Genomic DNA, 20700 nt, shown 5'->3' on the forward strand with positions numbered 1-20700 from the left:
TGATGAACAAGCAATGTTTAATCATCTCTTATATTCGTTTCCTGCATGAAAGTAGAAGACATCGAAGCATTCGTTGCGGTGATCCGCAGCGAGTCGCTGAGCCGCGCCGCACAGGAACTGGGCCTGACGCAACCTATCCTCACGCGCCGCATCCAGGGCTTCGAAAGCGAGCTGGGCATCGCGCTCTTCGACCGGCAAACCAAGCCGCTTCGGCCCACCACGCTGGGCCAGCGCCTGTACGACCCGTGCCGTAGCGTGCTGCAGGCGGTTGAGACGGTGCGCGACCTGGCCGCCTCCGATCTGCCGCCGACGGGGGGCTTGCGTCTGGGGCTGACACAGGGCCTGGGAGAACTCACGTTGCTGTCCGTGCTGGCCGAGCTGCGTGGGCTATGGCCGGAGCTTGAGCCGCAGGTTTCCACCGGCTGGAGTGCGCAGCTGGCCGAGCGCATCGGGCTGGGCGAACTGGATGCGGCCGCCGTGTTTCAGGGAAGGGGCAAGGTGCTGCCCCGTCATGTCGAAGGGCGCGTCCTGCGATCGACGCGGCTGGTGGTGCTCGGCCGCAAAGGCCAATGGACCAAGCGAAGCTACCGCCTGGCCGACTGCAGCGAAGCGGGCTGGGTGCTCAATCCAGACGGCTGCGGGTTTCGCGCTGGGCTGCAGCGCGCTCTGGCCGAGAAAGGCCTGCTGCTGCGCGTGCGCCTGGACACCTACTCGCGAGACCTTCAGATGGAGAGCGTGGTGAACGGCCTGGGGCTGGGGCTGATGCCCGAGCCGCTCTTCGAGCGCAGCGGCTTTAGCGACCGTTTGGACATCATTCCCGTATCGGACTTCAAGCCTGCCGTCGATCTGTGGCTGGTACACGGCAAGATCCCGGCCCGGTTGCAGGCCCCCGTCGATGCGTTTGCCGACAGCATGCTGCGTCTGCTGCAAGGCCCAGCCAAGGTGTCCGCCGCGGCCTGATTCAGATTGCCGGCGCACGGGCGTCTGGTGAAGGGCGCTGGGCCATTGCACCTGTCTGAACATCACCACTTGGCTGACCGAAGCGCGCAGGCCCGGGTGGTCATGGGCGGTGTCAGGAAACGGGGCTTATGCCCGGCGTGTCGACAAACGCGCGTCCCGACAAACGATAGAACGCGGATATCGATGCTCCTTTTTATTATTTCGGATTTGCATATTTTGTTGATAACTTTATGTATTGATTAGGGCTTGCTGATCCGCATTGGGAGCCCTGCAGATTCCCCATGTCGAACCCAGGAGTACCATGTCCGTCGAATTCACCGGAATGATCCCGAGCCCGAAAGCCTCGCAAACCCATCTGCCGCAAGGCACGGCTGTTGATCCGGGCCATGCCGGCGCACGAAAGGGGGCCTGAACATGTCCGCCATCCTTCAAAGCGTGGCTGCCACCGGATCGCCGGCGTTGGCGCAACGCCCCCAGCCGGTCTTTCCTCCCAGCATCGAGAAGCTTCGCAGTCGCGCGCCGCAGCGCCGCGATTGGTTCGAACCCCAGCCCGAGCGAAGCATTGAAGCCGAGCGGCTGCACCGCAAGCAGCGGCTGGCGGCTTCGTTCCGGCTTTTTGCGCGCTACGGGTTCGACCAGGGCCTGGCCGGCCACATCACCGCGCGCGACCCGGAGTTCCACGACCATTTCTGGGTCAACCCGCTGGGTCTGCACTTCTCGCGCATCCGCGTCTCGGACCTGCTGCTCGTGAGCAGCGAGGGCGAGATCGTCGTGGGCGACGCGCCCCTCAACCGTGCGGCCTTTGCCATCCACGCGGCGCTGCATGAAGCCCGCCCCGACGTGGTGGCGGCAGCCCACACGCATTCCACCTACGGCAAGGCCTGGTCGACCCTGGGCCGCCCGCTGGACCCGCTGACGCAGGACAGCTGCGCGTTCTACCAGGATCATGCGCTGTTCGACGACTTCCGCGGGGTGGTGCTGGAGACCGACGAAGGATTTCGCATCGCCAAGGCCTTGGGCCAGCGCAAGGCCGTCATCCTGAAGAACCACGGCATTCTGACGGCAGGCCCCTCGGTCGAGGCCGCGGCCTGGTGGTACATCGCGCTGGACAACGCCTGCCGGGTCCAGCTGCTGGCCGAGGCCGCCGGCACACCCGTGCCCATCGACGCGGCGACCGCCGCGCTGACACATTCGCAGGTGGGGCGAGCCGGAGGGGCCGTGTACGCCTTCGATGCGCTGTACCAGGGCCTGATCGCCGCCGAGCCGGAAGTGCTGGACTGATTCGGCAGCTGCCGCTTATGTCGTGGACTATGGCAGCACCACGGTCAGCAGCGTCGACCGTCAAGGCGTTCGCACGGTGATCGTGGACGGTCTGAGCAGTCCGGTGGGCCTGGCAGTTGCTCCGGATGGCGGCCTGATGGTGGCGACGTGGGGCGCGAACGCCGCCTTCCCGATCCGCCGGCAATGAGCCGCTGACGTTTCATCTCGGAGAAACTCGATGCCCAACTCCTCAGAACGCTGCCTGCTATGCATCGGCATGATGCTCTGGCGCATCGCGTCCGAACGCTTTGAGCGCCAGGTGGTACGGGAAAAAGCGTCAAATCTCCGTGATGCGCTCGAAGCCGTACAGGAGGCAGGCCACTGCGATGGCGTACGGGATGGCCTTGACCAGCGGCAGTGGCGCGCCCGTCAGCAGCACCCTTCAAAAGGCCAAAGATCGCGTTAAGGGGACCTTATCGCGAGTTATTTTGGCAGCACATATCTTCCAGCAGCCGGCGAAACCGAAGAATCGTGGTCCCATTGGGTACTGCAGCGTCCCAATGGAGCCCTGAAAACTCACGGAACAGCGGCATGTCGTGCAGCCCTCCTCCACTGCCGGATCGCGCAGCATGGTTTCCACGGCAAATAATGGTCGCCCACGCCCGCCTTCAGGTGCGTAGGGCGTGACCAGCGCGACCAATGCTTCTCACAGAACCACGCGCTCCATCTCGCCAAGAAACTCACGCTTACGCGTTCGCTTCGTCGTCAGGTTCAGACTGGTCGGCTTGCTTCATGACTCGAATTTTCTCAGAGCATGAGCCTAGGCGTAGCACATTGGGGCGGGAGTTTTTTGCAGAGGTTCCGGAACGTGTCAATGACTTTGCTACACCCGGCGTCATGAATTTACTGTGCAGGGTTGTGGATTTCGGTCGGGGTTTTTCTCTGGTGATGGTGGGTTTATCCATGCCGCGGTGGGCAGTGCATGGGGCTGCGGCTTCTTGTTCTTGAATCGATTGGGACGCACCAGGAAGGCAGCATCCAGCGTCACCTGGCGTGTGACGAGCATGGCGTCGGCGTGACCGTGATGCACGTTGTGCGGCGTCATGTAGCCGATGCCCGAATGGCAGTACATCGTGTTGTACCAGGCAAAGAACAACTGGCAGTGCGCTCGGGCATCCTCAATGCAACCAAAGCGCGCCGGGAAGTCGGGCCGATACTTCATCGTCTTGAATTGCAATTCCGAGTACGGGTTGTCGTCCGAGACATACGGGCGACTGTGGCTCTTGGCGATGTCCAGATCGACCAGCAGCGCGGCCACGGACTTGGAGCGCATGCTGGCACCGCGGTCAGCGTGTAGGGTCAGAGTGCCCGGCGTGATGGCATGGCGCGCCACGGTTTTGGCGATCAGTTGCCGGGCCAGTTCGGTGCTCTCGCGCGGGGCGATCATCTAGCCCACGACACAGCGGCTGAAGATGTCCAGGATCACGTACAGGTGGACGCACGTCCACTTGGCCGGACCCTTGAGCTTGGTGATGCCCCAGGACCAGACCTGGTTGGGCGCCGTGGCCAGCAGCTCGGACTTGGCATAGGCCGGGTGGGTGAGCTGAGTGCGCCGCTTGCGCGAGCCACCCTGGGCGGTCAGCAAAAGGTACATGGTACGCAACGAGCCCAGGTAACGCCCCTCGTCCAACAGCGTAGCATGCACGGCCGCTGGCGCCGTATCGGCGAAGCGCTCGCCATTGAGCGCGTCCAGTAGCGCCTGGCGCTCCTGCGCATTCAGGACCAGGGACGGGCTTGGTCGGGCAGCGAGACGCGGCGGCGCTCCCTCGATTGAGGTGCTACTGTGCTTGGCGCCGCGCCGCGCCGCGCCGGGGCGCCACGCCACAAGCCCAAGGCTCGACAAGCAGCGCCCGTGCCCAGCGCCGGGGTGAGCTCTTGTACGCCAGCCATCAGGTGCTCCCGGGCTTGTCGCCCTGTTCGAGCAGGGCCAGCAGCGCACCAACTTTTTTTGGACCGCGATGAACAAGTTGGCCTTTTCCAGTTCGCTTTTCAGTTTGTCGCGCTCCCTAGGCGGCAGGGGCACGCAGCAACCCATCTTGCCGCGTCATTCGCTGCTGCATTCCATCATTGCTAGAAGTCATCATCATGACCGCCAATACCCAATTGATGCTCGCCTGAGAGAGGATCTTGATGTAACATTACATACATCACATAGCACGGCGAGACACTATCCATGAGTATCGGTAACAGCGGCAGGATCGTCATAGAGATTGATCCAGAGATTAAGAGACAGCTTTACTCGACTCTTGCTCGCGATGGCATGACTCTGAAGGACTGGTTTCTTCAGGAAGCAAAGTCTTATATGGGCACTGCGACACACATTCCTTTAGATGCAGCTCCTGATGTGAGATCGGCGGTTCGAAATAGAAACTCACTTTAGGCGCGATAATGTTTGCATCAAATCTTAATCAACTTCTTGAGGTTGTCTCCTCAGTAGACACAACATTTGGAGTTGGAAAAAACCTAGAACAGAGATTAACTGGTAGGTTCTATACGCATGAGAAAATAGGGAAGGCAATGGCGATTGATGTTGCCAGCCGTCTTGATGCACGTGACGATCTGAAAATTATAGATCCGTTCTGCGGGGATGGGAGGCTGCTGTGTTGGTTGCTTGAAGCAATGCACGGACAAGGAAAAATTCCATTGCATTCTCTTCAAATTTCAGCATGGGATTGTGATTCTGGTGCTGTCGAAGTAGCCAAAAAAGCAATTTTACGGAAGCTGAAAGACCTTGGTGTTGTAGTCGCCCATGTAGATGTCCAAGTGCTTGATTCTTTTTGGTTTGCGGTGAAGCATGGAAATTCCTTTGATGTATGCATCACAAATCCTCCTTGGGAAACAATAAAACCGGACAATAGAGAATTAGCGAAGCTTGATTCAGAGGCCAAGGAAAAATACGTTTCTTTATTAAAAGAGCAAGTTTCTCTACTCGAGGTTTTTTATCCGCATTCTAAGCCATTGAGGAAATTCTCCGGCTGGGGCGCAAACTTGGCTAGATGCGGAATAGAGGCCTCAGTACAGTTGGTTGCACCAGAAGGGTATTTTTCTGTCGTTGCTCCGGCTACCATTTTTGGTGATCAAATTTCTGCACCTTTAAGGGCTTGGTTATTTTCGCAAAATACTATAGATGCTATTCATCATTATCCAGCTGAAGCAAATCTTTTTGAGGGAGTAGACCAATCCGCGGTGTATTTTTTAGGCTGCAAAGTATGGCCAAGGGAAGAGCATGGCATGCTCGAGGTCGTTCAGCACCTAGAGAAAAATCAGGGATTGCAATCATCTGCATTTAAAATTCCCATATCTTATTTGGAAGAAAATAACTATGCGATAGGTTTTAATGGCTCTCAAGAAATTGCAAGAGCGATGCCATATTTTGCTGATTTGCTAAAGCTTGGTGACTACGAATGTGGGAATAATGACCTGTTTAAAATCGGTAGAGAGTTGGATGAAACCAGAATTGCAGAAAAACTTTCAGATACCGGGGTTTATCAATTTATAAAAGGTAGGCAAGTTACTCGTTACTCTCAGACTTTCGGAGATGTAGGTTTTTTAAATGAAGATATTTCACCTCCAAAGTCTTCAGCACTGAAGCGAATTGTCTGGAGAGACGTTGCCAGACAAAGTTCCATCCGTCGAGTGATAGCTACAGTTATTAATCCTGGCGTTGTGACTGGAAATTCGTTGAATGTACTCGTGCCAAAAAAAATGTCAGATGAGCAGATGCTGGCATTATTGGCAGTTTTTAACTCTATCGTCTTTGAATCACAAGTGCGAGCGTCTATCAGTACTAATCACCTGTCTGTTGGGGCTATGCGTCGTATTAAAGTACCAAATTTATTCTCTAAAGAAAACGTCAAAATCATATCAGAATTAGTAAGAAATCAGTTGAGAGAGCCTTCCGAATCATGTGCCGCAGAAATAGAGCTTCAGGTAGCCAATTGGTACAGTATTCCTCACGATGTCTATTTGGGACTGTTGGCTGTGTTTGATAAAAATTTTGGAAATGACATTTCAGAAATAAAGAGGCTTATTGAGCTTGACTGGAATAAAAAACATGCGAATTGAAAATCATTATGCTGCAAATCTTAGTGAGCTTGACCTGCGTATCTGCAGATCCGTTCCGCCAGGAGGAAATTGGAAGGATCTTCCTGAAGATATTCCTTCTGAACGGGTAAAAAATATTAGAATAAGTTTTTCTAAAGGTGAGGGGAGTCGATCTACATATTATGGACGTCTGCACCCAGACAGACCGTCTTACACCATCAATACCTATTTCACTAGGCCTGGAAATGGATGTCACATTCATTACGACTACAGCGGGGCGCAGCATAGAACCCTTTCTCACCGGGAGGCAGCTCGGCTGCAATCCTTTCCTGATAATTTTGTCTTTTCAGGTAACAAGGGCTCTGTCACTACGCAAATCGGAAATGCCGTCCCCCCGTTGCTAGGATTTCAGGTTGCGCGGCACTTGAATGTGGTTGGTCAAACCGTAGACCTATTTGCCGGAGCTGGCGGCTTAGGTTTAGGATTTTTATGGGCAGGATGGACAACACTTGTTGGAAATGAATTAGAAGCGAGCTTCGCCGAAACTTATCGGATGAACGTTCAATCAAATATTGTTGTCGGCGACATTACTGACGAAAGTGTAAAAAATAAGATTTTGAAAGAGGTGAAAGAGACAAGGAAAAAAGGTTTGCCGCTTTGTGTTCTTGGCGGCCCCCCATGTCAAGGCTTTTCGACCGCAGGTAACAAGCGCTCTATGGATGACGAAAGGAATTGGCTATTTAGAGACTACTGCGGACTACTTGCAGTATTAAAGCCAGACGTTTTTGTATTTGAAAATGTGACTGGTTTGCTCAGCATGGATGGTGGTAGAGTTTTCGAAATGGTTAAAGCTGAACTGTCGAAGCATGCGAAAAGACTGATTGTATGGAAGCTTCATTCTGAAAACTATGCACTCCCCCAGAGGCGCAGCAGAGTAATTATCGTTGGTGATAACACTGGCAAAGTTCCTGAATCTCCTCCGCCAATGCTCTCTAACTTGTCCGCTAGCGACCTGATCAGTGATCTGCCATACCCCCCATCCGTGAAGGACGCTCTAGATGACCTGCCAGCACTTATACCTGGGCAAGATGGTGGCGATCTCGGCTATCGCCATAGAAGCATCACGCCTTATCAAGCACTAATGCGCTGCGATATTACTGCCGCACAATATCTTGCTAAGGTCACTCGATAATTTCGTTAGGAGCCGATCGCACATAACGGTCGGTACTCCACATTTCATCTAGTTCCTTAGCTACTTCTACCATACCGCGATCGAAATGATATTGAACTGAGGAAAATGATTCAGAGTTTGAAAACATGATATCAGAAAGAGTTCTTGCCAATTCTCTAAGATCAGACTCGGATAATTCAACTTTACCCACTATTTTTGCAATCTTTATATCGAGATCGTTTGTGACTGATTTCAATATCTCGAGCCTCTTAAATCCTGCCGAAAACTCAATCTCGGAATGATTGTTTTGGATAACGAATGCGCTTCGATTATTTTTCTTGTGGTAGTCAGCTAGGGATGTAAACGCAATTCGAATTCTTCGAGCTTTCTGCTCATTTGCATACTTTGTTGTCCTTGGTCTTTTTGTTATGGAGTCAAAGTATGTGAGATGATTCCTTGCTTTTAAGCCTGAAAACTCTGGATTAAAGTCTGCTTCTTGCAAGTGGAGAAGACTGGCAAGAAATGTGTAAAAGCCACGATCCAAGAGTTCCTTTAGAAGAAACATATAGGTATGGCGATTGTCCCGTAGAAGCTTGCTGAGGCGAAGAGCGGTTTCTGCGTCTGCGACAGCGGCTTTTCTGCGATCCCAGATCTCTTTAGCGAACCACGAGATGATACGTTCACCAGCATTCTCGGCGGCAATCAGTAATCTTACATCACTCAGATACATTCTATTATTTTTTCCACTGTTGCAGCTTTTGCAAAGAAGCTGAAATTGCGGGCGATGTGTAAATCCGAGTGATATTGGGCCTATATGGTCAGCTTGACATGGCTTTGGATGAATGCCGCCTTGCTTTGTATTAAAGCAAACTTCCTGCTCGAAAATTGAATTGGATCTCACTTGACCCATCAGGCGGTCTGCTGCAACCCAATCGCCATCCACCCAGTACTCAAAGACGCGCCGATCTGTTACATAAGATCTAAGATTCTCTGTCGTTCGACCAGTGTCAGCGGAGGCGCGGCAGCAGCGGTTAAATGAGTGAAAACCGTCGAGCCGGTCAGGAGGGTTCGACATCGCGCCGGGGCTTAGCATACGGGGCTCTTCCGGAATATAGACATCCATTAAGAATTTCTTCCAAGTATTAAGATTCTTTGCTAGAGGGGGGATAATAATAGATGTGGTTGCAAAGAGGATTGGAAGATCATTGTATATTTTGGGCCCAAATTTATCTTCAAGGCGGTTTAACAAATCACAGACATGTTCAATAATTGATAACTCGAACGTGTCGTCTATGTATGGCAGTCTTTTAATCCGAGCGAATAAGTGTTGGTTTGGATAAGCGTATGCGATATTAAGAATTTTTCCGCATTTTTTGCATGGCTTACTCCCAAAAGGGTGTATGGCTTTGGCTGTTTTGCTTATCCAAGTGTCACCAATGCTGGGATCAATGCCAATAGAGAGAGCTTTTTGACGCCACCATTCACGTCGCTTGTGATGCGTGTCCTGAAATTTCCCAGATTGCCGGTTTGACGGGGCTTCCCATTGGATTTCCCCTCGATCTCCAAAAATATCGGGCATTTCGCGATAGTTCGGATGCGCTATAATTTTCCTTGAATATTCTAAAAATTCATCGTTGCTATATTTTGGTTTTGTTTTTTCATTATTTTCCATATACTTCTCTAGGATTTTATCGAAATCTGGAACTTTGATGATTTTTACTATTTTCATATGTCTTCTTAAATTCCAGAAGGATCTGGAGGATTATTTGTCTTTTGGGAGTATTGCTGGGGCGCTTAGCTTGATAATTTCTTTGCGAGCAATGGAGATAAGGCTTTCAGTTGCGATGGCATCTTTTCCGGCGTATGTAATTAGAAATAGTGTTAGTGGATGAACGCCCAGAACACCGCATAGCTCTTCCAGCTTTTTCAGTGTTGGGCTTTTTAGGCCTCGTTCCAATGAACTCAAGTAAGTACGACTTGATACGTCAGAGAACGCCTCTTGGCTCAGGCCACGAGCTTTCCGAATAATTCGTATCGCATCTGGCAAGGAGGATTTGACCTTCGTCATGCTTAAATCCTAAAAATTGACATTACAATTAAAAGAGTTCTATAGAGCTACAATCTATAGTGTTCTATTTAGGGCGCTTTCTCTTCATAACCAGAGAGCCTGATCAGTCTCTTTCCTGACTTCCGTACATACGCTTTTGTGCTTCTACTTTTTTGTGGATGCGTGGGCTTACGCATCCGTGCTTTCGTACAAGGGCAGAAAAGCGCATCGGAGGCTCGGTACATTTGTGGGAGTGCAGCCACATGACCACGCTCATCACCACCGACGAGCGCATGCGCCTGCTGATGAGCAGTCAGGCCCGCGCCGCCGGGCAGTACACCGACCCGAAACCCGTGGTACGTCTATTTACTCCGGATGCTCATGTGATCTGAGCTCTCGGCCTCGCTCGACCCAGCCGGCGGCGATGTCGCCCTCTGCCTGATCGACGTGGGAATTGGCATGCCTGCACTGGGCACTGCGAAGCTGTCTGACCTGGCCGCTATCTCCTAAGAGCCGCTAACACGACCGCTGCTCAAGCCTGCTTTGTGGGTAAGATTCGCGCTCTCATGGCCCGTCGTCGCGTTAGCAAAGAGCTGTGGCAGAAGCTGCAGCCGTTGATCCCAGTGTTCAGTCCTTCAACAAAAGGAGGCCCTCGCACGCGGGCGGTCAGCGATGAGGCCGCCTTCCAAGGCATCCTTTATGTTTTGGAGACAGGAATCCCTTGGGAAGACCTGCCGCAAGCTCTGGGTTACGGCAGTGGCATGACATGCTGGAGACGTTTGCGAGAGTGGCAAGATGAGGTTGCCCCCGAATTCTGGAGTGCATAGCCCCAGCCCGGAGAATGCCGGGACAGGAGCATGAATTGAACAAGAAGCAAACGAGAGCGAAGTACACGCTGGAGTTCAAGCAGGAGGCCGTGCGGCAGGTAAAGGCCGGGCGCGCTGCGTCGGTCGTGGCTGCGACGCTGGGCATGCCCAAGGCCAGTTTGACGAACTGGGTCAGGGCCGATGCAAAGTGCCAGGCGGCAGGAGTGCCCGAAGACAAGGCACAGGCAAAGGCTCCGGCAGTCACGCCCGAGCAGGCGGAGATTGCTCGACTGAGAGCGCAAGTAGCTAGGCTCACGATGGAGCGCGATATCGCAAAAAAAGCCGCCTTGGATTCAACCCGTCACTGCAACACCTTTGGTACAAGGTTGCAGCGAGGTGGAAATTTATGGCTAGATTGGGACGTCCCGGACTGTCTGATGCGCAGAGGCGCGAATTGTGGGAGCGATGGAAAGCGGGAGATTCCATCAGTGACCTCGGTCGTGCGTTGTTCAAAAATCCTGGGTCGGTGCATGGAGTTCTCGCGCTGGCAGGAGGTATCTACAGACCAGCGCGTAAACGAGCAGCTTCGGCGTTGTCGGCACATGATCGCGAGCAGGTCTCTCGCGGCTTAGCGGCCGGGCACTCCTTCAGGCAGATCACCGCGGGACTTGGCCGCTCTCCCTCAACGATTAGCCGAGAGGTTTATCGCAATGGTGGTGTCGGGCAGTATCGTGCGGCATTAGCCGAGGAGCGGGCCTGGGAGCAAGCACGCCGCCCCCAGCCTTGTGCCCTGGCACTAAATCCAGAGCTGAACCGGCTTGTGGCTCAGAAACTGGCACGGCAGTGGTTTCCTCAACAGATTTCTGGATGGCTGCGACGAGAACACCGGGATACTGCCAGCATGCAGGTATCGCACGAGACGATCTATCGCAGCCTCTTTGTGCAGGCACGCAGGGTGTTGAAGAAGGAGCTGATGGCGCATCTTCGTACTCGTCGCTCAATGCGGCGGGCACGCGCAGGCCTGGGCAAGGAGTCTCCTCGTGGGCAGATTACTGACGCCGTGTCTATCCACAACCGTCCCGCGCAGATCGAGGACCGCGCGGTTCCTGGACATTGGGAAGGTGATTTGGTCACAGGAACGAAGAACAGCCACATCGCAACGCTGGTGGAACGTCATTCGCGCTTCGCGCTACTGGTTCAGGTTGATGGTAAGGACACATTCCGCGTGGTAAAGGCTTTAACGCGTGAAGTCAAAAGACTCCCAGAAGGCTTGATGAAATCGCTGACTTGGGACCGGGGTATGGAATTGGCCCTGCATCGGACGTTCTCCGTAGCCACTGAAGTCGATGTGTTCTTCTGCGTTCCGCGAAGCCCGTGGCAACGAGGAACGAACGAGAACACCAATGGGCTGGTGCGTCAGTACCTGCCCAAAGGCGCGGACCTATCGGTCTACAGCCAGGAAGACCTGGATGCGATCTCCCTGAGTTTGAACACGAGGCCGCGAAAAACGCTGGGCTATGAAACGCCGGCCAGTAGACTTCAGCGAGCCGTTGCCGCGACGGGTTGAATCCAAGGCGGCGTACTTTGCGCAGGATGTGCTGCAAGGTACGCCTGGATTCACTCGATGAAGGGATGCTGGCCGGTCTCGCTGATGTGCGAGGTTCTGCAAGTCAGTCCCAGTGGATATTTCCACTGGAGAGCATCCGCAGGCAGTGCTGGCGACAGGGGGCGCAGCCTGCACAGCGACGAGATGTTGTTGACCCACATTCGGGCAATCCACCAGCAACTGCGTGGCGAGTACGGCTGGCCGCGCATGCACCGCGAACTGCTGGCTCGTGGCTTGCGAGTGGGCAAGGAACGGGTACGCCGATTGATGCAGTGTCACGGCATCCGGGCCAAGGGCAAGCGCAAGTTTTTGGTGACCACCGATAGCACGCATCGCTTGCCGGTGGCTCCGGATCTGGTGCAACGCCGTTTCACGCCGGCTGCGCCCAACGTGCTGTGGAGCGGGGACATCACGTACATCGCAACCGACGAAGGCTGGCTGTACTTGGCAGCCGTACTGGATCTGCACAGCCGCCAGGTGGTGGGCTGGAGCCTGCAGGCGCACATGCAGACCGCGCTGGTCAAAGATGCGCTGCTGATGGCCTGTTTTCGGCGCAGACCGCCCGCCGGGCTGATCTTCCATAGCGACAGGGGCAGCCAGTATTGCAGCCAGGATTTTCAGTGAGTGCTGACAGCCTGGGGCATACGCAGTTCGATGTCGCGCAAGGGCAATTGCTGGGACAATGCTCCCACGGAGAGCTTGTGGGGACGACTAAAGACTGCCTGCATCCATGGCGAACGGTTCGCCACGCGTGAGCAGGCACGACAGGCTGTGATGGACTGGATCGCCTTCTACAACCACTCACGGCTACATTCGGCGCTGGGATATCTCAGCCCGATGCAGTTCGAACAACGTTGGTTGGCGGCGCAGCGTAAATCTGCCGCTTGATGATCTGGCTAAGCACTCCGGTTTTCAGGGGCAACCTCAATTCGTCACCAGGCCGTCCCTGGACATTTCATACTCTGGCCAAGCCAAATCCATGGCACAAGCCAAAGACGAGCGTTGCGATGCGAGGGTTGGGCCGTCCCCATCGTGCAGCCATGGCCGTGGAATATGCGCAGTTGGATCGCCTGCTGCGCATGCCAGGGAATGTGGCGATACCTTGACCCGCGCCGGAGAAAGCGGGGCGCAAAAGCTCGTCGGCCAGACCACCGGCAGCCGCACGGCGATTTCTGGGTGTTGTTCATGCCTGGCCTGTGCCAGCGCCTCCTGCTGATCTTCGCTATCCTGCTGTGCTGTGTGAATCACACCGGGTTTTGTGAAGGCCGGTAGGTGTGACACTGGACAAACAAGTCGCATCAGCCGCGCAGCGACTGCCCGCAGCAACTTTCAAGCCCATAGCTCACGATAAGCATCAGTCCGGGGGCCGTTTCTAGCACTGCAAAGCCTTGCTGCGCCCACGCTAGCGGGCGGCGCACCCCGGATTTATCTGAAATGCGCCCCTTGGATTTAATTAAAATTTATTGACGCATCATATCTCTCATTGTGGTGCGTGTTGATTAATTAATGCTTTATGAAGAGGTCGACAGCTGCAAGCCCTCTGCGGCGACGCAACGCCGTGGGCCGCTCGCAAGCCTGGGGGGGCCGATGCCGTCACTGACGGTCGACAAGGGATGTCCCGCTGCTGGCCGGTGGGCAGGGATGCGGCCGCCATTCGTGCGCTCGATAGCCGCCAGGCCGATTCGTGCACCCGTTCCGTTCGTCCGGCTGCGGCAGACAGATCTCCGTCTCGGGCCCGTTCAAATGCCTGAGGTCGGCTTGGCCCGGCCGGGGCGACGCGGGAGGTGGTGCTCTCGAGCCAACCAAGTACAGCCGCGGGCAAGGTCCGTGGTGGTTTGACGCCGTGTGTGAATGCGTTCTTTCATTCGTGCCCATATCCCGTCCGGTGTTTCTGTGCAGGCGGACTGGTCAATGAGTAGGCGTGAGTAGGCGTGAATTGTCCGTACCATGGACAGAAATAAGAAAATTTGACACAGCTTAAACAATGCTTAAAAATGGACACCAGTCTTACTAGACGAACAAAACATCCCAACCCCTGTCCCCACGGAGATGACCTTGAACAAAGAAATGTCTGAAACGCTTACACGTGTAGGTCCCGGTACACGCATGGGAAACCTGATGCGCCGCTACTGGGTGCCCGCGCTTGCATCGAGCGAAATCGTTGATCCCGATGGTCCCCAGGTGCGTGTGCAATTGCTCGGCGAGAAGCTGCTGGCCTTTCGCAACACGGATGGCCAGGCCTGTCTGATCGGCGAGTTCTGCTCGCACCGCGGCGTGTCCCTTTACTTCGGCCGCAACGAGGAAAATGGCATCCGCTGCGCTTACCACGGCGTCAAATTCGACGGCCACGGTCAGTGCGTGGACGTTCCCTCATCGCCTCAGGCGTGCTCACGCATGCACATCAAGGGCTATCCGTGCGTGGAGCGTGGCGGCATCGTGTGGGCCTATATGGGGCCTGCGCAGGAGCAACCCGCGCCGCCCGAGCTGGAATGGTGCACGCTGCCGCCGGAACATGTGTTCGTGTCCAAGCGCCTGCAGTACAGCAACTGGCTGCAGGCCATGGAAGGCGGCATCGACACGGCGCATGTGTCCTATGTGCATCGCTTCGAAGTCGACACCGACCCCATGCACCAGGGCGTCAAGGCACTCGACTACATCAAGGCCGATGGCAACGTGAAGTTCGAGATCGAGCAGACGCCTTTCGGCCTGAGCCTGTTCGGGCGGCGCAACGGCGAGCCCGATTCCTACTACTGGCGCGTCACGCAATGGCTGTTTCCCTGGTTCACCCTGATCGCGCCGTTTGGCAACCATGCGCTGGGCGGCCATGTCTGGGTGCCTATCGACGACCACAGTTGCTGGGCCTGGAGCATCAACTGGCAGCCCGGCCAGCCGCTGAGCGACGAGGAACGCACGGCGATGCAAGAGGGCAAGGGCATTCATGTGGAGTACGAAGCACCGGGCAGCTTCATTCCCAAGGCCAACCGCGACAACGACTACGGCATGGACCGGGTGGCCCAGCGCGAGGACCGCTCGTACAGCGGCATCTTCGGCTTCTCGGCGCAGGATTACTCGCTGCAGGAGAGCATGGGCACGATCCAGGACCACGAGGCCGAGAAACTGCTGCCTACTGACAAGGCCATCGTCATGGCGCGGCGCATGTTGCACGAGGCCGCGCTGGGTCTGGAGCAAGGCCAGACGCCGCCGGCCCTGGATGCCAATGAACAGCATGTGCGTCCCGCTGGCGTGCTGCTACCCAAGGACCAGGATCCGGTCGCATGGGCGCGCGAGGAACTGGCTGACGCGACGAAGAAACCCGTTTTCAGCCTCTGATGCATGGGCCCCGCGTGCCGATGCGGGGCCCCGACCCGACGAATTAAAACAACAGGAGATGAACCCATGAAAACCCCGATGAAGCTGGCTGCAACTCTCGCGGCTTGCGCCTGCGCGGTATCGACCGCCTGGGCGCAGGCAGCGCCCGAATGGCGTCCCACCAAGCCGGTGCGGATCGTCGTGCCTATCACCGGCAGCACGAATGATGTACTGGCGCGCCTGATCGCTCCCAAGCTGCAAGAGGCTCTTGGACAGCCTTTCGTGGTGGAAAACAAGCCGGGCGCGGGCGGCAACATCGGCGCCCACGAGGTCAGCCGGGCGGTCCCCGACGGCCACACGCTGCTCATCGGCTACAACGGTCCGCTGGCGATCAATGTGACGCTCTTCGACAAGATGCCGTTTGATCCGCAAAAGGACCTCGCACCCATCACGTTGGCAGTGAAGTCCCCGCAGTTCCTGGTGGTCAATCCCGACAGCGGCATCGCCGATGTCAAAGACTTCATTGCCAAGGTCAAGGCCGATCCGAAGAAGTACACCTACGGCTCGGTGGCTGTCGGCAGCGCCTCGCACCTCACTATGGAAATGATGAAGTCTGCGGCCCATTTCCAGATGACGCATGTGCCCTACCGCGGAGCGGGGCCTGCTGTGACGGATCTGATTGCCGGCAACATCGATGCCGGCTTCTTCGTACCCGGCAACGTACAGGGTTTCGTCAAGGAAGGCCGCCTCAAGCTGATCGCCTCGACCGGCATCCAGCGTTTTCCCAGCACGCCCGAGATTCCCACGCTGGCCGAGTCCGGCCTCAGGAATTTCGAGGCCACGTCCTGGATCGGCCTGCTGGCACCGGCGCGCACGCCGCCGAACATCATCAACACCTATCACCAGGCAATGGTGCGCATCCTGAATTCTCCCGACATCAGCAAACGGCTGCAGGAAATGGAGTTTGAAATCGTTGCCAGCACGCCCAGTCAGTTCAGCGACTGGATAAGCACCGAGATCGGTCGCTGGGGCAGCGTCATCAAGGCCACCGGCGCAAAGGCGGACTAGACCATGAACCATTCCAGACTGGCGGGACGCACCGCCTTGATCACCGGCGGCGGCGCCGGCATCGGCGCCGCCGCCGCGCACCTGTTCTGCCGCGAAGGCGCGGCGGTTCTCTTGGTGGATGCCAATGCGCAGGCGCTGGAGCGCACGCGCCTTGCCATTGAAAGTGCCTTGCCTGGCGCGCGGCTGGCCTGTGCCGTGGCCGACGTGGCCCATGAAGCCGCCGCCCTGGCCGCGGTGCAGCAATGCACGACGCAGTGGGGCAGCCTCGACATACTCGTCAACAACGCGGCAATGCGCAACTACAGTGCCGCCGCCGACGCCACGGCCGCCGAATGGCAGGCCATGGTGGGCGTGAACCTGGTGGGCATGTCGAACTACTGCCGTGCGGCGCTGCCGGCGCTGCGGCAATCGGGCGCGGGCAGCATCGTCAACGTCTCGTCCTGCTACGCCGTGACCGGGCGCAAGGGCATGGCGCTGTACGACGCCACCAAGGCCGCTCAACTGGCCTACACGCGAAGCCTGGCTTTCGAGGAAGCACCCCATGGCGTGCGCGCCAATGCGGTGTGTCCGGGCTCGACGCTGACCGATTTCCATGTCGACCGCGCCCAGGACAAGGGCAGGAGCGTCGAGCAACTCAAGACGGAACGCAAGGATACCTCGCTGATCGGGCGCTGGGCCTCGCCTGAAGAGATCGCCTGGCCCATCGTCTGGCTGGCCTCGAGCGAAGCGTCATTCATCACCGGCACCACATTGATGGTGGATGGTGGCCTGCACATCATGTAACGCCATGTCCTCCAATCCCTTGAAAGCCCTGGTCTATCAATTGCGTCACGAGGCCGCGGGCATTGTCAGTGTCGAGCTGCGCCCGGTGGCACCCGCCACGGAGTTTGCCCAAACGGTGGAAGCGGGCGCGCATATCGACCTGCATCTGGCCGACGGCCTGAGCCGCAGCTACTCGCTGACCAACCCCGGCGAACGGCATCGCTATGTTGTGGCCGTCACGCTCGACCGCGCCAGCCGCGGCGGGTCGCGCTATGTGCACGGGCAACTGCGCGTTGGCCAGACCCTGTCGATTGGCGGGCCGCGCAATCACTTCGCGCTTGACGAGGCCGCGCCGCGCAGCGTGCTGCTGGCGGGCGGAATCGGCATCACGCCGATCTACGCGATGCTGCAAAGGCTGGTCGCGCTGGGCCGGCCGGCGCATCTCATCTATTGCGCCGCCAGCCGCGAGACAGCGGCGTTCGTGCCGCAAATCCAGGCGCTGTCCGCCCACTCGGGCGGGCAGCTATCGGTGGACTGGCACTTCAAGAGCGAGCGCGGCGTGCGACCCGCACTGGACGCGCTGCTCGGTGGCCAGCCTGAGGGCACGCACTTCTACTGCTGTGGCCCGCTCTCGATGCTCGACGACTACGAGCGTGCCTGTGCGCAACGGGATCCGGCGCATGTGCATCTGGAGCGGTTTGGCGCCGCGCCATTGCCGCCCGCGCAAACGCCCGAGACCGGCTATTGCGTCGAACTGCGCAAGTCCGGCAAGACCGTGCGTGTGGAGCCTGGCGTGGCACTGCTCGATGCGCTGATCGACGCCGGCATGAACCCCGATTACAGCTGCCGCGAAGGTGTCTGTGGTGCTTGCGAGGTGAAGGTGATCTCCGGCGACGTGGATCACCGCGACCTGATACTCACCAAACAGGAGCAGGCCGCCAACCGGTCCATGATGATCTGCGTATCGGGTTGCCGCTCCGGCAATCTGGTTCTCGATTTCTAGTCGGAACAAGCAGTGCCCGCGCGATATGGTGAAAATTTGAATTTTCGGCGAAATGTCCGTCAGGTGGACAAGTCGGGGTAAAGTGGAGGAATGACTTCCCAAACTGCTGCCGAAAAAACCGATTCCGATAAATCCGAGGGCGGTGTACGCGCCGTCCAGCGTGCACTCGACATCCTGCTGGCATTCAATCCGGGAGACGACGGCTTGCTGGTCTCCGAGTTGCTCAAACGCCTGGATTTGAGCCGTCCGACCCTCTACCGTTTGCTGGATACACTCAATGCCAAGGGATTTCTGACCTCGCAGGGAGAACCTCAGCGCTTCAGGCTCGGCCCGGCCGTCGCGCAGCTGGCCCATGCATGGTCCTCGGGCATGAGCTATGAGACGGTGGCCAGTCCGATGATGCGGCGCATGTGGGAAAGCACCCGGGAGACGGTGTCGCTGCACCTGCAGGACGGGTTTCATCGCGTTTGTGTTGCCGAACTTCCCAGCACCCAGCCGTTGAGTTTCCGGCGTGGCGTGGGCTACCGCGAACATCTGGTGCGAGGCGCCAGCGGCCGATCCATCCTGGCATGGCTGGATATCAAGACCGGCGACTTATCCGCCTACGGAACGCACAGCGCCGCGGACGCGAAGCGCGTGCAAGAGCAGCTTGTGCGGATACGCGAGCAAGGCTACGCGACGAGCCGGGATGAATTGATCCAGGGGGCTGTGGCGATTGCCGCGCCCTTCTTCGAGAGCAGCGGCCGGGTGGTGGGCTCGTTAGGGCTTTTCGGCCCCAGCGCGCGGCTGAGCGAAGAGCTGGTGCAGCGCTACGGCGCCATGCTTGCAGAAGAAGCGGCGCAGTTGTCGGCAGAGCTCGGGTTCAAGCACGCCCAGTAAAGGGCGGATGGCTGGCAGGGCGCTGGGAAGCCGCACCTGATCGCGTGGCCGCAACCGTGGCCGGTGGACCGGCCGCCCCCCCAGCTTCTCCAGAAAGTCCTTGGCAAGGGGCCTTATGCAAGAGCAAATCTTGTCAATCTCGTCACAAAATGGGCCGCAGAGTGTGGCGCAATGCCGACGGACAAACTCGTCTTTCTTGACGAGACTTGGGCAACGACCAATATGACACCCGCACGCGGTCGGGAACCCAAAGGTCGTCGCTCATAGGGCGCGTGCCGTTTGAGCACTGGCACACCAACACGTTTGTTTGCGCATTGCGTCAAACGGGTTTGACCGCCCCTTGTGTGCTGGACGGGCCCACCAACGGCAACAGCTTTCGCGCCTGGGTAGAGCAGATGCTGGCGCCGCAATTAGTTCGCGGTGACATTGTTGTCAACGGCGATTTAAAACTGATACAGATTTCGTCTTGCCAGCGATTTAAAACTGATACACCGCCGTTGCTGAACACTGTCCGCATTCAGCCAATTTCTGCAGCATCACTTCTCCTCATCATTCCGGCCTGACGCTGGTGTTTTAACCGGTAGCTTTCGCCGGCGATCGGCACGATATGTGCGTGGTGCAGCAGGCGGTCCAGCAGCGCCGCAGTGAGGGTCGTGTCCTGTGCGAACGTCGTATCCCACTGCCCGAACGGCAGGTTGCTGGTCACGATCAGGCTGCTGCGTTCGTACAGGGCGGCAATCACCTGGAAGAACAGGTTGGCTTGCTCGCGGTTCATCGGCAGGTACCCTATTGAGCCCGATTTTTGGAGGCGAAGAAGATGGGGAGCATTAGAAAAGCCATCAGCGGACCGCCTGCGGAACCACATTCAGCAATTCTGTTGCATGCAGGGCCTTGAAAGAGGATCTTTGCACCTTTCTGAGAGCGAAGCCCATCGCTGTCCTCATAAAATTTGCGAATCGCTTTGTCCTGTCTACCTACGGTTTGTATGCTCAATGAGAACCTACAAAATTGCGGAGTTGGTGCAGAACTGTGGAACGTCACTGATCTTTCGTTTTTTCCGACGCAGGTGGGCTGCCCCTGGTCGGGGGCTTCGTCATAGGCAACGCGATGGCGTGCGCTGTATCTATTGCGGCCAGCAGATGCTTAGAGCCCAGAGGCCTCTTGACATGGGCACGGGCCTGCCGCGTGACCCAAGGCGTGCCCTGGCACCGGCCCGATGCGTCGCGGGCTGACAGGTATCTATTGAGGGCAACAGATACTTTGCGTCCCGGCCCAGCGATGGATGGGGGCTCAATGCCTGGTGGCCAAGGCCGCAGCAGTTGTCGGACGTGTTATGCGGGGTCATGAGCGAGGGATCACTGTCGGACCCGTCGAAACTTCAATGACGAACTGCGCGCGCGCGTCTGCTGGATCAAGGGGTTAGCGGTGCAGCGAACGAAACTACAGCGACGTTCCGCAGTCCAGGCGGTGGTGGTGGGCGCGCCGGCCTCATCGGAATGGATGTACCCCTGGGTGGGTTTAGGCAAGCGGTGGCTGGTTTTGCTGCAGAAGAATTTACCGAGCGGTCACCGCTGCGCAAGGGCGCTAGAGCTGCTCTGAGAACGTGTTCAAAGTCTCTGAGGTATGAGAAGCTCAGGGGGTGAGAAAAAGCTATCCAAGTGACATCAGTCGTGAACAATTCGAGATCATCAAGCCGCTGCTGGAAAGCGCGCGAAAGAAGACCAG

16 protein-coding genes and 7 pseudogenes are annotated in these 20700 nt (G+C 57.0%); 18 read left to right on the forward strand and 5 right to left on the reverse strand.

Annotated features, from left to right (window positions below):
• The first annotated feature begins 45 nt into the window (after positions 1 to 45).
• The 4 genes from GVL12_RS07385 to GVL12_RS26510 all read left to right on the forward strand — a co-directional run bounded on the left by GVL12_RS07385 (position 46) and on the right by GVL12_RS26510 (position 2686).
• Entirely contained in the window at positions 46 to 960 is a 915-nt protein-coding gene (locus tag GVL12_RS07385) for a LysR family transcriptional regulator (RefSeq protein ID WP_159912412.1), read from the forward strand.
• A 414-nt stretch (positions 961 to 1374) separates the two neighbouring features.
• Positions 1375 to 2241: a class II aldolase/adducin family protein gene (locus GVL12_RS07390; protein ID WP_159912414.1), complete on the forward strand. Its 867-nt coding sequence runs from the start codon at positions 1375 to 1377 to the stop codon at positions 2239 to 2241.
• Positions 2242 to 2263: 22 nt separating this feature from the next.
• Positions 2264 to 2428: a hypothetical protein gene (locus GVL12_RS07395; protein WP_159912416.1), complete on the forward strand. Its 165-nt coding sequence runs from the start codon at positions 2264 to 2266 to the stop codon at positions 2426 to 2428.
• A 30-nt stretch (positions 2429 to 2458) separates the two neighbouring features.
• Positions 2459 to 2686, forward strand: coding sequence for a hypothetical protein (locus tag GVL12_RS26510; protein WP_235033820.1), 228 nt, complete (start codon positions 2459 to 2461; stop codon positions 2684 to 2686).
• 37 nt (positions 2687 to 2723) lie between these two features.
• Here the strand turns inward: GVL12_RS26510 and GVL12_RS26515 are convergent.
• Positions 2724 to 2995, reverse strand: a pseudogene (locus GVL12_RS26515) (transposase); the annotation flags it as partial.
• 231 nt (positions 2996 to 3226) lie between these two features.
• Positions 3227 to 4000: pseudogene (locus GVL12_RS26520) on the reverse strand (transposase); the annotation flags it as partial.
• A 668-nt stretch (positions 4001 to 4668) separates the two neighbouring features.
• Here GVL12_RS26520 and GVL12_RS07415 point away from each other — a divergent pair.
• Both GVL12_RS07415 and dcm read left to right on the forward strand, forming a co-directional pair.
• Complete coding sequence (locus tag GVL12_RS07415; protein WP_159912422.1) at positions 4669 to 6345, forward strand: N-6 DNA methylase; 1677 nt, start codon at positions 4669 to 4671, stop codon at positions 6343 to 6345.
• On the forward strand, positions 6335 to 7516 hold the full coding sequence (gene dcm / locus GVL12_RS07420) for a DNA (cytosine-5-)-methyltransferase (RefSeq protein WP_159912423.1): 1182 nt from the start codon (positions 6335 to 6337) through the stop codon (positions 7514 to 7516). The genes GVL12_RS07415 and dcm overlap by 11 nt, the downstream gene beginning before the upstream one ends.
• Here the strand turns inward: dcm and GVL12_RS07425 are convergent.
• Together GVL12_RS07425 and GVL12_RS07430 are read right to left on the reverse strand one after the other, a co-directional pair.
• On the reverse strand, positions 7506 to 9224 hold the full coding sequence (locus GVL12_RS07425) for an Alw26I/Eco31I/Esp3I family type II restriction endonuclease (RefSeq protein ID WP_159912426.1): 1719 nt from the start codon (positions 9222 to 9224) through the stop codon (positions 7506 to 7508). The two genes, dcm and GVL12_RS07425, sit on opposite strands and share 11 nt — an antisense overlap.
• 33 nt (positions 9225 to 9257) lie before the next feature.
• Complete coding sequence (locus tag GVL12_RS07430) at positions 9258 to 9563, reverse strand: helix-turn-helix domain-containing protein (RefSeq protein WP_159912428.1); 306 nt, start codon at positions 9561 to 9563, stop codon at positions 9258 to 9260.
• A 242-nt stretch (positions 9564 to 9805) separates the two neighbouring features.
• Between GVL12_RS07430 and GVL12_RS07435 the strand changes: the two are divergent.
• The 11 genes and pseudogenes from GVL12_RS07435 to GVL12_RS07485 all read left to right on the forward strand — a co-directional run.
• Positions 9806 to 10049 (forward strand): annotated as a pseudogene (locus GVL12_RS07435) (DUF2958 domain-containing protein); the annotation flags it as partial.
• Positions 10050 to 10108: 59 nt separating this feature from the next.
• Positions 10109 to 10336, forward strand: a pseudogene (locus tag GVL12_RS07440) (transposase); the annotation flags it as partial.
• A gap of 68 nt (positions 10337 to 10404) precedes the next feature.
• Positions 10405 to 10692 (forward strand): annotated as a pseudogene (locus GVL12_RS26525) (transposase); the annotation flags it as partial.
• 62 nt (positions 10693 to 10754) lie between these two features.
• Positions 10755 to 11915 (forward strand): IS30 family transposase, encoded by a 1161-nt coding sequence (locus tag GVL12_RS07450; protein ID WP_159912432.1) that lies wholly within the window; start codon positions 10755 to 10757, stop codon positions 11913 to 11915.
• A 9-nt stretch (positions 11916 to 11924) separates the two neighbouring features.
• Positions 11925 to 12842: pseudogene (locus GVL12_RS07455) on the forward strand (IS3 family transposase); the annotation flags it as partial.
• A 1218-nt stretch (positions 12843 to 14060) separates the two neighbouring features.
• Positions 14061 to 15284, forward strand: a complete 1224-nt coding sequence (locus GVL12_RS07460) for an aromatic ring-hydroxylating dioxygenase subunit alpha (RefSeq protein ID WP_200843567.1) — start codon at positions 14061 to 14063, stop codon at positions 15282 to 15284.
• Positions 15285 to 15350: 66 nt separating this feature from the next.
• On the forward strand, positions 15351 to 16331 hold the full coding sequence (locus GVL12_RS07465; RefSeq protein ID WP_159912436.1) for a tripartite tricarboxylate transporter substrate binding protein: 981 nt from the start codon (positions 15351 to 15353) through the stop codon (positions 16329 to 16331).
• 3 nt (positions 16332 to 16334) lie between these two features.
• Positions 16335 to 17114, forward strand: a complete 780-nt coding sequence (locus GVL12_RS07470; RefSeq protein WP_159912438.1) for an SDR family NAD(P)-dependent oxidoreductase — start codon at positions 16335 to 16337, stop codon at positions 17112 to 17114.
• A 4-nt stretch (positions 17115 to 17118) separates the two neighbouring features.
• Positions 17119 to 18096: a PDR/VanB family oxidoreductase gene (locus tag GVL12_RS07475; protein ID WP_159912440.1), complete on the forward strand. Its 978-nt coding sequence runs from the start codon at positions 17119 to 17121 to the stop codon at positions 18094 to 18096.
• 90 nt (positions 18097 to 18186) lie between these two features.
• Complete coding sequence (locus GVL12_RS07480; RefSeq protein WP_159912442.1) at positions 18187 to 18975, forward strand: IclR family transcriptional regulator; 789 nt, start codon at positions 18187 to 18189, stop codon at positions 18973 to 18975.
• A 206-nt stretch (positions 18976 to 19181) separates the two neighbouring features.
• Entirely contained in the window at positions 19182 to 19538 is a 357-nt protein-coding gene (locus GVL12_RS07485; RefSeq protein ID WP_159912444.1) for a hypothetical protein, read from the forward strand.
• On the opposite strand, the pseudogene GVL12_RS07490 reads toward GVL12_RS07485, so the two are convergent.
• Positions 19493 to 19765 (reverse strand): annotated as a pseudogene (locus GVL12_RS07490) (ATP-binding protein); the annotation flags it as partial. The gene GVL12_RS07485 and the pseudogene GVL12_RS07490 sit on opposite strands and share 46 nt — an antisense overlap.
• A gap of 849 nt (positions 19766 to 20614) precedes the next feature.
• Here GVL12_RS07490 and GVL12_RS07495 point away from each other — a divergent pair.
• Positions 20615 to 20700 (forward strand): transposase (locus GVL12_RS07495; protein WP_368855041.1); only part of this gene is annotated, 86 nt, incomplete at its 3' end.

The sequence above is a fragment of the Pantoea sp. 18069 genome, assembly GCF_902706035.1.
Taxonomy (GTDB): Bacteria; Pseudomonadota; Gammaproteobacteria; order Burkholderiales; family Burkholderiaceae_C; genus Comamonas.